The following is a 14,015-nucleotide window of genomic DNA, read 5'->3' on the forward strand; positions in this document are numbered from 1 at the left end:
GTATAGGAGATATATTATGTCAACAGTAACTATCGGATTCTTTCCTCGCGAACAATTTACCTTAGCAGCTGAATCTTTACAGCGAATTTTCAACTACACCCACATCCCGTTTAACCTGATTGTAGTAAACTGCAATACTCCGAAAGTGTATTGGCAGCAGATGGAACAGGTATTAGAAGGTCGCAGTAATGTCAAAGTCATTTACAAAGATTGTTATTTGCAGCCCAACCAATTAAGAAACTTGGTAATTCAGGAAGCTAACGATGATTTTTTGTGCTTCGTTGAGAATGATGTTCTTGTTGAGGAAGGTTGGTTATCCCATCTGATCGCTGCCTGCGAAGAACAACCAGCTGATGTAGCTGTGCCCCGGATTATTGAGGGGCCTTTAGGAGCGACAAACGTTCATTGGGACCCAAACCAGGGTCAGGTTCGGTCAGTACAAACAGCCGACGGCGTTAAATGGGAAGTCCTTCCAGCCACGAGCGAGCAGCAACTCGATCGCGGAACTTATCGCCGGACGATACAGTTAGCTGGAGAGGCTCACTGTCGGCTCTACCGTCGAAGTGTTTTTGATCGAGTCTCTCCTTTCGATGAAGATGTTATTTTTCTAGATCATTTCGATTCTAGTTTGGCTTTATATAATGCCAAAATTCCAGTTGTCTTTGAGCCGAAATCTGTTGTTCATTTCTGGCACCCTTATCCTCCTCATCCAGAAGACCTCGATTATTTTTTCATGAGATGGGATCTTGAACAATCCGCCAAGAGCCTCGAGCGTATTCAAAAAAAATGGAACTTGGTTTCACTGTACGGAGACTTAAGTTTTGCCGTAGAGCGAAATCACATTGGTCATCTGTACGAGGTAAGAGAAAAACTCAAAACTCTGATATTGCCACAGGAATCTTTTATCTTGGTCGATGAAGACCGCCTGAACGGTAACGAAATCATCAAAGGTTTTCAAACAATCCCCTTTACTGAACGCGATGGTTGGTATTGGGGACGTCCAGTAGATGACGACACAGCTATTCGAGAATTCGATCGCCTATACCAAACTGGTGCTAGTGCGATCGTTTTCTTGTGGCACACCTTTTGGTGGCTGGAATACTACACCGGATTTGATGAATATTTACGGCAAAAGTTTCCCTGTGTATTACAAAATGACCATCTGATTGTATTTGACCTACGCTCATGAACAAGCCTCTAGCTAGTATTATCATCACCAACTACAACTATGAACGTTTTCTGAAGGAGGCAATTGATAGCGCTCTCAATCAAAACTATCAGTCTTTAGAAGTGATTGTGGTTGATGATGGTTCAACAGACGACTCACAGCAAATCATTACCAATTATGGGGAAGAGATTATCCCTCTGCTAAAAGAAAATGGCGGACAGGGTTCTGCATTCAACGTCGGTTTTGCCGCAAGCCGTGGTGAGGTTGTCTGTTTTTTAGATGCAGATGATGTTTTGCTGCCTGATGCGATCGCCAGAGCCGTTGAACTGCTGGGCGATCCGAATATAGTACAGGTACACTGGCCTTTATCCGCAATAGATGCTGATGGTAAGCCATTGGGAAAATTGATTCCCGATCGACCTCTGCCAGAAGGAGATTTACGCGAGGCGCATCTCCAAGGTAGCATTGAAAGCTATGTCTTCTCACCCACGAGCGGCAATGCCTGGTCGCGTAGCTATTTAGAGAAAATTTTTCCCCTGCACGATATTTACTACTCTCTTAACGCTGATGCATACTTAACTTTTTTGTCTCCTTTTTTCGGTAGCATCAAGCGCATTGCTGAGTACCAAGCCCTATATCGGATTCATGGTGATAATGGCACTAGCAAGCTTACTTATAGTTGGCAACTTAGCCAATATCACGATCATATAAAAGCTTTGTGCGAGTCTTTACACAAGCACGACATTCAAATCGAAGATGCTTTTGAGCGTTGGAAGGGTTCTGAGTATGAGTTTATCCAACGTCTGGGCGCGTTGGAGCCGGAACTAACTCCCTTAATTCCAATCGGGCAAGGGTACATTTTAGTTGACATGAACGAATGGGGATCTGGTCAGCTTTTGGACAAATGCCAATCAATTCCCTTTCTAGAAAAAGATGGGATGTATTGGGGAGCGCCAAAAGATGATGCCATTGCCATTAAGGAGTTTGAACGACTGTACCGGAAAGGAGCAAGTTTCATCGTGTTTGGATGGCCAGCTTTCTGGTGGTTTGATTATTATGCTGAGTTCGCTTGCTATTTACGTACTAAGTTTCGCTGTGTTTTAGATAATGAGCGCTTAGTTGTCTTTGATTTACGTATGTCTGTTTAATTTTATAGCACAAGCCTTCGTGGTTAGGAGATTAACAGATGATAAAACTTAGACACAACAAGACTTTTCACCCAATCCCCAGTCCCCAGTCCCTTGCTATATTTAAAAATTTTTAGTTAAAAAGGCGGTAATTATAAAAACATGGCACTTAAAACCAAAGTTAGCATTGTAATTCCAACTTACAATCGCTCGGAGTTATTAAAAACTAGCTTGCAGAGCGCATTGGCACAAGACTATCCAGATTTTCAAGTTCTTGTCTTAGATAATGCTTCTAGCGATGATACAGAGGCAGTTGTATGTTCATTTGCGGATTCGCGCATCACTTATATACGCAACGAAACGAATATTGGAATGTTTCGCAATTGGCAGCGAGCTATTGAGGTAAATTCTAGTCCCTATCTAGCTCTCTTGTCGGACGATGACATTCTGCTGCCCAACTTCATCCATGAATCTGTTTTAGCATTAGACAACCATCCAGATGCTGGTTTTTCGGTTGCCCAAGCTGAAATTATCGACGCTAATGGTGTTCCAGTGAATCTGACAGGCAGAGAGCTTTCAGATAACTTTCCAGAAGGGTCAATTGATGGTCTAGAGTTCATCCACCAAATTGCTGATGGGCGGAAATGGATTTTGCTATGTTCAGCGATCGTGTTTCGCGCTAATGCCCTGGCAATGGTTGGGGGAATCGACGCACCGCACTCTAAATACATGTTTGATTTGAACTTATACTTACGTATGGCGGCGCAATTCGATCTCTTCTTTATTGCTAAACAATTAGCCCAAGTCCGATATCACATTGAACAAGATTCCCAAATTAATTTTAGTCTTGGAGGAACAGGCCCACTTGGTGTGATCGCAGAACGTACTGATGCGATCGCTTATTTGTTAAAGTCGCCACGTGCAGAGGATGCATCTTATCGTCAGTGGCTAGCAGAGCGCCTGTTGCATATAAGTATGCGTCGCAGTCAGTTCACGTCTGAATTGATACCTGAACTTAATTTGAGCTGGTCAGAACGCCTGCGAATTGCGATGCAGGAAATTACATCTGTGATTCCCGCCGGGAAGCGTTTGATTTTGGTCGATGAAAATCAATTGGGCTGCGAGATTCTGCCGCAATTCGATGCTCTACCCTTTTTAGAACATGAGGGTCAATACTGGGGAGCGCCCCTAAATGACGAGATCGCCATCCGGGAACTGGAACGAATGCGTCAAGCAGGAGCAAGTTTTATGCTCATCGCCTGGCCCGCTTTCTGGTGGCTTGATTATTACTCTGGTCTACGAAATTATCTCAGTTCAAATTTTTGCCGCGTTTTGGACAACAGTCGCCTTATCGTGTTCGATCTCTCGCTATGAGATTCTTCAACCAACATTAATCTGCGGTGAAAGCCTCACTTGCAATCAACTGCAAACTCACTGGATCGAGTTGTCATGAACTGGAAATATGAAAAAGCTAAATTTAATATCCCAAGTCGATGGCTAGCCTGGTCAGGAGTTTTGGCTTTAGCTGGTGCTGGCGGTTGGCTAACCTACTTTTTAGCTCTAAATCAACCTCCCGAACCATTAGCAGTACGCTTGTTAACCGTGGAGCGAGGTAATGTTGAAACCACAATCAATGAGAGCGGTACTATTGAGTTACGGGAACAGCGAATCTTGAAGTCCCCAAAAGAGGGTGCGGTAGAACAAGTCATGGTAAAACCTGGTGAGAGGGTAAAACTTGGTCAAGTGCTGCTGACCCTGCGCTACCCCGAACGAAAAGTTGCTCTTACCAATCAGCAATTACAAATTCAACAAGAGCAACTCAACCTAGCACGTAGTCGCGAGAAAATTATTGAAGCTCAAGAACGATTAACAGCCGAAGAAAAACAACTCCAGAGGCTTGCTCCCTTGGTGCGAGAGGGAGCTATTGCCCAAGAACAAGCCAAAACGCAGGAAGATACTGTACGCGTTGCTCGCGCTAGCCTGCGAGATAGTCAAGCAGAGGCACGTACAACCGCTCTCAAAATTCAGACTTTGCAATTGGAGCGCCAACTTATTCAGCAGCAACTCCAGGATAATATTGTAACTGCACCATTGAATGGCGTAGTCTTGGGTGTGAATGTAGAAAACGGTGATGGGGTCGAGTTGCGTACCAATCTGCTCACTTTGGGCGATCCCAGAAAAGTTTTAGTGAAACTCCAGCTTTCTACCCTCAATGCTGCTCAAGTTCGCATCACCCAACTTGCCCGCATTAATGCGATCGGGCCGAATGCAAGGAGATTCTCTGGACGCGTAAAAAGCTTGTATCCTCAAGCACTCAGCCCTGAAGCCCAAAAACAAGATGGTAGCAGTTCAAAACAATCAGAGCAACCAACAGTACCCGCAACGGTTGAGCTTGATAGCCCGACTCGCACACTGCTCCCTGGTAGCAGGGTAAATGTCGAGGTTGTGTTGCAGCAACGGCAGAACGTAGTAGTTTTGAAGACAGAGGCAATTGTGCGATCGCAACCACGCCCGTTTGTATGGGTTCTAGATAGCCAAAATCATGCTCAAAAACGCACCATTAATCTAGGATTGGAAGGGTTAATGAATGTAGAAGTAACCTCTGGTTTGCATCCCGGCGAACAAGTTATACTGCCGCCCGTTGAGTCGGAACTCAAGCCAGGGCTGCCAGTTAAGGCAGGGGAGCAGGGGAGCAGGGGAGCAGAGGAGAAGTTGCAGTAAGTTTTTCCCCTCTGCCTCTCTGCCCCTCTGCCCCTCTGCCCCTCTGCCCCTTGTCCCCAAGCTAGAGCAAAGCAACTATTATGGCTCTTTCAGGTTTTGACTTATTAAATATTACTTTTCACTCTTTAGGTAGAAACCCCTTGCGTTCTGCTCTGACTACTCTGGGAGTATTTATGGGTGTGGCTGCTGTCAGCGCTACACTTCAGGTTGGTAATATTAGCCGAGATGCGATCGCTCAACAATTAGCAAAACGAGGCGCGCCTCAAGTTTCAGTTTATCCAAATTGGGATTCTGGTGGTGAAGCTACCCAACTGAAGTTGGAAGATATGGAATTCTTACGACAGCGAATGGTGGGTTTGCAAGCGATCAGTTCTTTTAATTGGGCTGGTTCTACACCAACTATATTTCGGGACAAGGAATTTACTCCAACTTTGTCACCTGTTTCCCAAGATTTTTTGTTGACTTCAGGGATATCTTTAGTATCAGGACGGTTTTTCACGTCTGAAGATTTTGCCAACTACCGCCCGGTAATCGTAGTCGATCGATTGCTGGCAGAACAACTTTTTCAAAAGCAAGAATCTGTAGGGCAGCTGATTTATGCTGGGGACAGACCCTATATCGTGATCGGGGTGGTAGCAACTATTTTAAGTGAAAATGCACCTCCGGCGGGTCAACTGTATGTGCCGATGTCTATTTACAACGCTTCGACTGGTAGCCGCGACATCGGGAGCATCCAAATGCGCCCTTATGCACTTGCAGATATCGAAGACTTAAGTCACCAGGCAGAGGAGTTACTGTTACAAAGATTTCCAGGTTACAAATTTAAATTTTGGAATAATGTATCAGATATTATACAGCAGCAGAAAACTCTAGAGATGGCTTCTCAAGGTCTAACAGCAGTAGGAGCGATCGCGCTCTTGGTTGGCGGTGTTGGAATTGCGAATATTATGATTGCCTCTGTAAATGAACGAACTGCTGAAATAGGTTTGAGACGGGCTATAGGTGCAACCCAACGCGAAATCATGCTGCAATTTATTTTAGAGGCGATGCTTTTAAGTCTAATAGGAGGAACAGCGGCTCTAGGAGTAGTGCATGGATTGACTGTTGTAATTACCGATACCTTTAGCTTGCCTTATAAATTTGATAGCAGAATTGCAGTCCTAGCAGTGGGTTCAGCGCTACTGGTGGGGGTGGGAGCTAGTTTGCTTCCCGCCGTGCGTGCTAGCCAGATCGATCCAGTAAAAGCCTTGCGCTCATAAGTTTTTTTCTACATTTTGAGGCAGGAAGTATATTGAGTAGAGTGTAGCCAGATACAATTCTTCTTAGGGACTTCCAAAAAATAAAACATTCCATTTAAAATAATGATAATCATTATTATAGGGGAGAAAGTGGCAGCCGATGGCTGCCGCTTTCTCCCCTCCTTTTTGTAGTAAATTCAGTAATAATGATTGAATTTTCTGCCAAAAGATTAGTTTTCTGGAACAATTTATTCTTTGGAAGTCCCTTATTCATCAACTCGCGTAGACGGCGAATATTATCCGCTTTTACAGTTAGTAGAGTCGGGTTTAAGTAAGTCAGCGTAAATAAATATTGTTGGCATAAGACAAAAGCAGAGAGCTTTTAGCAGGGGGAGAAAGAGTTTGAGCGTTATTTACTTTTATTTACACAGTTTGGTTTTATTGTACCGACTTACTTATCCCTCTGTTTTCTAATAGTTATTTCAAATAATCCTCGGCCTTCTTTTTGGCGATAATCACTGTTTTAAATACGTTTTTTTCAACACTAAAAACAAAACCTGGTGCTACATTCCGTAACACATCATGTCTATTAAAATTTGTTTAAATATAAAGTTGTAGCATGATTCATGCAAGTATAAATCTTATGAGTTTATACCTTAAAAAAGACTCAAACCATCTATTTACTATTTGGAAAAACTTATGCTGTTGAGTAAAGCTTTATTACTAGGCTGTATAGCGTGTTCAATAGGTTTTACTACTCCGGTCTTCGCTGTGAGTATTAACAAATCTTTAGATGTACAACAAGGTTACAATTTCCAGCCAAATACCTATAAACCTCTTGGGTTTATTAAGACATTAAGCATTGGTGATTTAGCTCTAGTCGCAGATCAATACGTAATCGATCCCACCAGTCGCCCAAGTCCTGGCGGAACCGGGATATATAATTACCCTGTTGTAGCAGTGCTTAGTAATGTTCAATGGGATGGTTCGCCAGTGGGAGATATATTCCTTACAGGGCGTATTTCGACCCCAAATAAGGCGCAGTTAGCTTTGTTGATGGGAGTAATCGGTAAAAAGGTGGTAGCAATTTCCTTTGCTACTTATGAATACAGTACTACCACTAAAACTTACTATCCTAGTTTTGCTTCTTATCAAGGCAGTCGTCCAAGCTATATTAATCCTCCTACTACAACTAATGTAATATATGGCTTGGCAAAAACGTTTACTGTAAATACCCTCCCTAGCACTGATGTTCTCGGCGCCCCAAACTATGTATTTAATATAACTTTATCTCCGACAGTAAGTTCAAGCCCGCAAGTATTCAAAATCCAAACTTCTCCCACTTCGACACAGTTTCAACCGTGGGGATTACCCCAAGCTTCTATCCAACCAACTGAGCTTTATGCGGGAGAATTAGACCTAAGTAAAATTTTTAGTATGACATTCTAAATGACGTTTTTAATGATCGCTATGGGGATTTTTTCACAAAGAGATATGTAACTTTTGTGGGCTGATGCGAGAAATTGGGTCGTCTTTGCACTCAAAATTATTCATTAATTTGCGATCGCTAATCTCGGTTAAATAATTCCGATTAATCTGTGTTAAATCGTTGTAGGCTGTGAATCGCAGGGTCTACAGTCTAACGATGAAAATAAACCGTCATGGTCGCGCCAAGGTTCTAACACAGCAAGAGATACAGCTAATTTTTAGCGATGGCTTAGACAACGGGCGCGATGCCTACGGCGGGCTACGCCTACGCGCTTTGTTCGGTGTCTGCCTGTTTAGTGCCTGTAGAATCCGTGAATGCTGTACGCGACAAACTCAAGATATCTACACACCCAAGGGTAACGTTAGACCGCAGTTTGTCATCAGAAAGTCAAACACTAACCCTCGGAATGATTATCATTCTTATAGCCTGTATATTTTATTTTCTGGAAGTCCCTTACTTTAATCTCATGCTTTTAAAGGTGGGTTACTCCTGCCTTTTGACTCCTGCCCCAGCAAAAACTGCCTTCTACCCTCTGTTATAAAGACTCTAACTGATGGTAATCTAAGATTGTAGAACCAAATCCAATAAAAACTTTTGTTTTTGACAGTTTTCTTTTTTGAACAATAGTAATATAAGTCGTGGATAAAGTCTTTAACAATTAAGACTTGGTTATGATTTAAGTAAGTTCTAGAGAACTTAGTTAGTTTTTTAACAGGAGAAGTAGGGTGCTTAACAACCTTCATCAGTTATTATCTCCCCGGAAGTGGGGAATTCCCCTCGCGGGCTTAGGCTTACTTCTCGGTTTGGGCCTTATATCCAAGCAAACTCAAGTAACAACATCATTTACAGATTCTCGATTATCATCGGCTCAGATTCACAAAACCTCCGAAAACTCTCTTTTATCGCAGCTGAGAAAAGTTCGAGATCAAAGAAGTCAACTGAATGCGGCTTCTGGAGACGGAAAAACAGTACCTACAACCACAGCGCTGGTTCCAGACGATGGGGGAACTACAAAAAGCGCAAGAGTTTTATCAAAAGCAAGTTTTCCTGTCAAAGATGGGATTTACCTCTATGGTCAATCCCCAAAGTCAAACCAGCTTGGTCAAGGTTATATCATATTTCAAAAGCAGCAGGACAAGGTAAGGGGTGCACTGTATATGCCCCAATCAGAGTTGAATTGTTTTCAGGGTACAATCAACCCATCAGGAGAGTTGGCGATGACGGTTAATACTTCGTCAAATGAAGCCAGTTCTGAACAATCGAATCAGGTAGCTACAAGCAATAGACTGCCCAAGGTTGGTGAGGATGAGTCAAATTCTTATGCTTACTCCCTGGCTCTGCAAGACTTTTACCGCTTAAATTCGATCGCAGCTAGCGATCGCCGCACGTTACAAATGTGTAAGTAATCTCCAATGTCTTGATTATGTCCTTTTGGACTAGACACACTCAAGCAGCCCTGAGTGTGTTATTAAGCAATCTCCAGTAGTTTTCTAGAACTTTTTTGCCACCCGTTAAAATCGTTGACCTGTAGTAACTTCAAATCTCAGTTCACCTCGATCGCTAATTCCGAAGTCACCTCGAATCAGCCCAAAGGATGACTTGACGCGCAATCCTAAGCCGTAACCAAAGCCACTTCCGGGTTTATCTCGTAGCACTCCTGGTTCTCCTAGCACGGTTTCGCTAGACCCGAAATCTGAGGCGAAGTCAGTAAAAACAACTCCTCCGATTGAGTAAGAAATTGGGAAACGATATTCCACAGAAGCTAAACCATAACTCCGACCACTGGCAACTTTTCCATAACCATAACCCCTGACAGAATTTAGTCCACCAATATTAAAAGCATCAGCTGGTGGAAAGTTTCCAAGAATCGTACCAATTTGGAAATTAATCGCCAACATTTCTGGATTGTCAGTTGGTCTACCATTACCGATCCAACTGACTGGTAAATACTGAATATAATCTCCCCGAAGGCGGTTGCTAGAAATATTACCCAGTCCAATCGGAATTGCTTGTTCTGTGCTGAGAGTGAGAATCGATCCTTGAGTCGGATTTTCTCGGCGATCGCGTTGATCTTTGGATACAGAAAATAATACTGTATATAAGTCATCAATGCCAGTACCGCTAAGAGATAAAGGACTCCCTAATCTATCGACCTGTGTAACGTTATAGTCGCGATCGCGTAAGCTAATTCTGGTATAGTTCAAACTTATACCTGCATCCCACCGTTCAAAAGATTTTAAAACTCCCACAGAACCGCCAAACCTTCCCTCGCGTACCTTGTCACCGTTAGACAATCTGATATCGTCGTTGAAAGTTCCCGATGTATTACGAGTACGAAAAGCTCTGATGCTGTAGCCTAAGCGGTTTGGTTCTTGAGGACGATAACGACTAATGAACTGACCATTAAATTGGACATCTTGACCGCTGATTTGTACAATTGTATCTAATTTATCGTTAACACCGCTGATATTTTCATCTCTATAACCTACCCGACCGTATAATCCAACATCGTCGTTATTACCGCCTCCGAAAATTAGAGAAGGGAAGTTACGCTCTTTGATTTCATAAATGAGATTAACGCTATTGGCATCTTCTTGGCGATAAACATTGACTTCATTAAATGACTCTAATCTCCGCAATCGTTGCAAGTCTGCTTCTAGTAAATCTTCACGAAATACCTCACCAGGTTTGAGTTTCAGCAGACCAATGATAAAATCTTTTCGGGTACGTCCTTTGATCGGCTGACCTTTTTCATCGAGTAATCGATCTTTGTTGTTAACAAAACGAATCTGGATATCTTTGACAATTCTTTGAGAAATTTGGGAAAACTCGGCAGACTGGTTATCTACTGGAGTTAATCCGATATAGTCACCATATTTTGCATACTCTCCTTCTATCTCTAATGTCGATGTTGCCACAATACTACTAGAACTATCTTCAGTAGAAGATTGTGAGTCTGCAACAACCTCTAGATTTTCTCCAGCTATTAAGATGAATGCGATCGCAACTACAGCTATTTGAATATACATAAATAAAGCTTTGTCATTACCCACATTTTGGCAACAGTTAAATATTTGATAAGTAATCAAGCGGACATGATATCAAAGCTTCCTTTCTTCAGTGACTAATGTCAAGCTAACCCATTCGCCTTTCTCGTTGTAGCTGCGAATCATCCGTTGGCGAAGGTTTGGCTGGATTAACCAACCCGCTTCAATAAAAAATGGTTGGCGTAACTGCACTTTGACAGGTGATGTTGCAGAAGCACCATCTGGTAAAAATAATACTTGCACCTGCTTTTGAGGGTTTTGGTCAAAGAGAACAATGGAACCTTTGATGGTAGCAGTTGAGGTAATTGTGCGTTCTGCAAATGAGGTACTCTGAATTAATCGCCCAGCATCATCAAGTTGTAATTTGAAAGTTGTAGAGTAAGTATCAGGCGATCGCAAATCTGGATATATTGTCACTGCTTGGCCTTGCCATTCTCCCAACAAATCATTTATCTGTAAAGTTGGACGTTCATCTGCTGGGGTTCCAGCTAGATGTTCTCGAATTAAAATTAATTCCTTTAGCTGACCGGTAGTATCAAACAGTTGTACCAGACGCAAGCGGCGATTTTCATGAACAAAAGCGAGTTCTCCACCAAATTCGGAAAATGGCCCTAGCTGAATTAAACCTTCAGAGAAGGAACCATTTTCAAAAAACAGCAGACCCCCTCCCACGGTATTAAAGTCTCTGATTATATCTTGCCCCGAACGGCTCAGAGTTAGGCGCACTTTCTGGCTATTGTTCAAATGTTCTAGGGAAAGACGACTAGGAGTATCGTTCAAAAGTGTTCCTTGGGGAGAAAAATTAGTAAATGAACCTTCCCAAACACCGAGATTCTGCAAAAAACATTCCCATTGTGATTTCATAGTTATTTTGTCATTTGTCATTGGTCATTTGTCATTTGTTATTGGTCATTTGTCATTGGTCATTTGTCATTTGATTAGCCTTGTTAAGTTGATATATAGGTTTAATTTCATATTCGTTCAAGCAAAACTTCAGTTATTCTTTTAAAATCTTGGGAATTTCGAGTTCAGAGGTCAAAGTTCCGGGTTTAGAAGTCGGAGTTCTGAGTTCAAAGGTCAAAATTCCGAGTTCAGAGGTCGAAGTTCCGAGTTCAGAGGTCAAAATTCTGAGTTCAGAGGTTGAAGTTCCGAGTTCAGAAGTCGAAGTTCCGAGTTCAGAAGTCGGAGTTCCGAGTTCAGAGGTCGGAATTCCGAGTTCAGAGGTCGAAGTTCCGAGTTCAAAGGACAAATGACCAATGACAAAGGACTAATGACCAATGACTAATGACCAATGACTATCTTTTAGCAAAACGTCGGACAGCAAATAAGCTCCCCATTAATCCTACACCTGCACCGAAACTCAAAAGAATCAGAGGCAATAATAAAATTTCTGCTGGAGTGAGTTGCACTCTGTTGGTGATGACTTGGATAAACTCAGGTTGATTGACTAGTAACTTACCGAGAAACTGTTGAATTACAGAAATGAAACTCCAAGCGATCGCACCACCAACCAAACCAAAGGCAATTCCTTGTAAAATAAACGGGAGGTAAATCCAAACAGAAGTCGCTCCCACTAGTTGCATAATTTCAATTTCCTGGCGTCGCGCCGTGACAATTAACCGAATTGTGGTAGTAGTAACTGCGATCGCTGTTAAAGTCAGAATCATCGTAATTGTTAAAGTAATCCAGTTCAGACCCCGGTGCAACTGGGCAATGCGTTTCACTGCTTCATCCACATACTGCACCGTCTCAACTCCTCGTAATTTAGCCAACTGTGTTGCTAAGGTTGGTACAACTTGAGAATTACGTGCTTTCACCTTCATCTCATCAACCAGAGGATTCTCACCTAGCTGCTGGGTAGCACCCTCAATATCAGAAATTCTCATTTCCTTAACTAATTTAGTCCAAGCTTGTTCTTTGGTAATGGTTTTTATCGTCGCTACCTCTGGCATTTTGGCGATTAGTGGCTCAATACTTTCCATCCGTGTATCCGGTTCGAGATAAACTGAGACTTCTAGCTGGCTACCAAACTGATAAAGAAGTTTTTCGACTTGCCAAGAGGTTTGCAGACTCAAGCCGAATAAAAACAGTAACACCGTCACAGTACTGACAGCAGCCCAATTCATCCAACCTCCCCGCAGTAAACCGAGGAAAGTTTCTTTCAGCAGATAATCAAGTTTCGTGAAAGATTTAAACACACATCACCTCAAATTTTGAACTTAACGCCAAAGCACTAAGTTCAGCTTTTGCGTCTTTGCGTCAATAACACCACTATTTATAGTCAATGGTGCAAAGTTTGCCAATATATCAGCTTTTATCTATTGCTATTTCCTTCTTCTGTCCTCCTGCTGCCTTGACCATTCACCCGATCCTTCATACTATTTGCCACAGATATACTCACTATTGCCTCTAACAGTTATTGATAATAATTGGCTAGCTGTTCTGGTTTCTCAGCAATTCTACTGTTCTTTAAACTTGACCTCAAAAAGTGGGAAAATACTTTGGTATTTATACTATGTTTTTCTCTGAATATCGGAGTAATTTTATAGGAGCAACAGATTAATTAAAGGAAAGTTGAGTTATGAACTTCTTAAACAAAGCCAATTTGGACAATAGCTTATTAAACCAGATCCGCGATCGGCTTGAGTCAGTAGAAATACATAATTCTAATCTGGCCAGACTATTGTGCAAAATAATTCCTTCCAATTGCCCTTTTGAAAGAACTGTTAAAGTTTTCGGTCGGACTCTACTTCGCATTCCACCTATGTGTAAATTAAACCCCCTTTATGAACAGATAGTTGGTCTTCGTTTTAAGTGTTTATTATATTTAGTTAATGAATGTGGTGAAGATGCGAGAAAATATTGCTAAACATAGGTTTATATCAATAAAAAATTGATTAGAGAAATCTTTTTACTAAGAAAAATTGTATAGGAATTCTAGTTGCAATCAGAGCGTCAGAAATAGGCTGATAAACGACTGATCCCGTTTCTTTGTAAAGCTGCGCCAAATCCTAGCTTTTTTTCAACGCAAAGGTACGCAGAGGTTAGCGCAAAGGTACACAGAGGTTTTTTGAAGATAATTCGCTATGTCCCAAAATAATTAGGCGCATCTTCATAGAGAATTGCTATGATAATCGATTTCACATTTAAAAGTACTGTTTAATGATGTCAGCCTTGATAAAAGGATCGCTCCAAGTATGGTGCAACGTGACTTCACAATAATTA

Annotated in this window: 13 protein-coding genes; 10 read left to right on the forward strand and 3 right to left on the reverse strand. The window is 42.0% G+C overall.

Going from position 1 to position 14,015, the window contains the following annotated elements; all coding sequences use genetic code 11:
• Positions 1-16 precede the first annotated feature (16 nt).
• The 8 genes from RMZ95_RS10275 to RMZ95_RS10310 all read left to right on the forward strand — a co-directional run bounded on the left by RMZ95_RS10275 (position 17) and on the right by RMZ95_RS10310 (position 9,149).
• The gene (locus RMZ95_RS10275; protein ID WP_322686781.1) at positions 17-1,189 is read left to right on the forward strand and encodes a glycosyltransferase family 2 protein; all 1,173 of its coding nucleotides are present in this window, start codon (positions 17-19) and stop codon (positions 1,187-1,189) included.
• Entirely contained in the window at positions 1,186-2,316 is a 1,131-nt protein-coding gene (locus RMZ95_RS10280; protein ID WP_322686780.1) for a glycosyltransferase family 2 protein, read from the forward strand. Before RMZ95_RS10275 ends, RMZ95_RS10280 begins: the two co-directional genes overlap by 4 nt.
• Positions 2,317-2,457: 141 nt before the next feature.
• Positions 2,458-3,669 (forward strand): glycosyltransferase family 2 protein, encoded by a 1,212-nt coding sequence (locus RMZ95_RS10285; RefSeq protein WP_322686779.1) that lies wholly within the window; start codon positions 2,458-2,460, stop codon positions 3,667-3,669.
• Positions 3,670-3,744: 75 nt separating this feature from the next.
• Complete coding sequence (locus RMZ95_RS10290; protein ID WP_322686778.1) at positions 3,745-5,016, forward strand: efflux RND transporter periplasmic adaptor subunit; 1,272 nt, start codon at positions 3,745-3,747, stop codon at positions 5,014-5,016.
• Between the two features lie 80 nt (positions 5,017-5,096).
• Positions 5,097-6,275 (forward strand): ABC transporter permease, encoded by a 1,179-nt coding sequence (locus RMZ95_RS10295; RefSeq protein WP_322686777.1) that lies wholly within the window; start codon positions 5,097-5,099, stop codon positions 6,273-6,275.
• A 750-nt stretch (positions 6,276-7,025) separates the two neighbouring features.
• Positions 7,026-7,703, forward strand: coding sequence for a hypothetical protein (locus tag RMZ95_RS10300; RefSeq protein ID WP_322672455.1), 678 nt, complete (start codon positions 7,026-7,028; stop codon positions 7,701-7,703).
• Positions 7,704-7,899: 196 nt separating this feature from the next.
• The gene (locus RMZ95_RS10305) at positions 7,900-8,205 is read left to right on the forward strand and encodes a site-specific integrase (protein WP_322686776.1); all 306 of its coding nucleotides are present in this window, start codon (positions 7,900-7,902) and stop codon (positions 8,203-8,205) included.
• A 263-nt stretch (positions 8,206-8,468) separates the two neighbouring features.
• On the forward strand, positions 8,469-9,149 hold the full coding sequence (locus RMZ95_RS10310) for a hypothetical protein (protein WP_322686775.1): 681 nt from the start codon (positions 8,469-8,471) through the stop codon (positions 9,147-9,149).
• A gap of 105 nt (positions 9,150-9,254) precedes the next feature.
• Here the strand turns inward: RMZ95_RS10310 and RMZ95_RS10315 are convergent, their stop codons facing one another.
• On the reverse strand, positions 9,255-10,772 hold the full coding sequence (locus RMZ95_RS10315; RefSeq protein ID WP_322686774.1) for a BamA/TamA family outer membrane protein: 1,518 nt from the start codon (positions 10,770-10,772) through the stop codon (positions 9,255-9,257).
• Between the two features lie 72 nt (positions 10,773-10,844).
• Positions 10,845-11,654, reverse strand: a complete 810-nt coding sequence (locus RMZ95_RS10320) for a DUF3598 family protein (protein ID WP_322686773.1) — start codon at positions 11,652-11,654, stop codon at positions 10,845-10,847.
• Between the two features lie 149 nt (positions 11,655-11,803).
• Between RMZ95_RS10320 and RMZ95_RS10325 the strand changes: the two genes are divergently transcribed.
• On the forward strand, positions 11,804-12,043 hold the full coding sequence (locus RMZ95_RS10325) for a hypothetical protein (RefSeq protein ID WP_322686772.1): 240 nt from the start codon (positions 11,804-11,806) through the stop codon (positions 12,041-12,043).
• Positions 12,044-12,085: 42 nt separating this feature from the next.
• Here RMZ95_RS10325 and RMZ95_RS10330 read toward each other — a convergent pair whose 3' ends face one another.
• On the reverse strand, positions 12,086-12,988 hold the full coding sequence (locus RMZ95_RS10330; RefSeq protein WP_322686771.1) for an ABC transporter permease: 903 nt from the start codon (positions 12,986-12,988) through the stop codon (positions 12,086-12,088).
• A gap of 383 nt (positions 12,989-13,371) precedes the next feature.
• On the opposite strand from RMZ95_RS10330, the gene RMZ95_RS10335 reads away from it, so the two are divergent.
• Positions 13,372-13,659 (forward strand): Mo-dependent nitrogenase C-terminal domain-containing protein, encoded by a 288-nt coding sequence (locus RMZ95_RS10335; protein WP_322672449.1) that lies wholly within the window; start codon positions 13,372-13,374, stop codon positions 13,657-13,659.
• The last annotated feature ends 356 nt before the right edge of the window (positions 13,660-14,015 follow it).

The sequence above is a fragment of the Nostoc sp. DedQUE07 genome (genome assembly GCF_034530975.2).
Classification (GTDB): Bacteria; Cyanobacteriota; Cyanobacteriia; order Cyanobacteriales; family Nostocaceae; genus Nostoc.

Bases quoted from the DNA above. Each gene is read 5' to 3' on its own strand.
- RMZ95_RS10315 (WP_322686774.1), bottom strand. From the start codon at position 10,772: ATGTATATTCAAATAGCTGTAGTTGCGATCGCATTCATCTTAATAGCT.
- RMZ95_RS10335 (WP_322672449.1), top strand. From the start codon at position 13,372: ATGAACTTCTTAAACAAAGCCAATTTGGACAATAGCTTATTAAACCAG.
- RMZ95_RS10275 (WP_322686781.1), top strand. From the start codon at position 17: ATGTCAACAGTAACTATCGGATTCTTTCCTCGCGAACAATTTACCTTA.
- RMZ95_RS10295 (WP_322686777.1), top strand. From the start codon at position 5,097: ATGGCTCTTTCAGGTTTTGACTTATTAAATATTACTTTTCACTCTTTA.
- RMZ95_RS10320 (WP_322686773.1), bottom strand. From the start codon at position 11,654: ATGAAATCACAATGGGAATGTTTTTTGCAGAATCTCGGTGTTTGGGAA.
- RMZ95_RS10285 (WP_322686779.1), top strand. From the start codon at position 2,458: ATGGCACTTAAAACCAAAGTTAGCATTGTAATTCCAACTTACAATCGC.
- RMZ95_RS10305 (WP_322686776.1), top strand. From the start codon at position 7,900: ATGAAAATAAACCGTCATGGTCGCGCCAAGGTTCTAACACAGCAAGAG.
- RMZ95_RS10290 (WP_322686778.1), top strand. From the start codon at position 3,745: ATGAACTGGAAATATGAAAAAGCTAAATTTAATATCCCAAGTCGATGG.
- RMZ95_RS10280 (WP_322686780.1), top strand. From the start codon at position 1,186: ATGAACAAGCCTCTAGCTAGTATTATCATCACCAACTACAACTATGAA.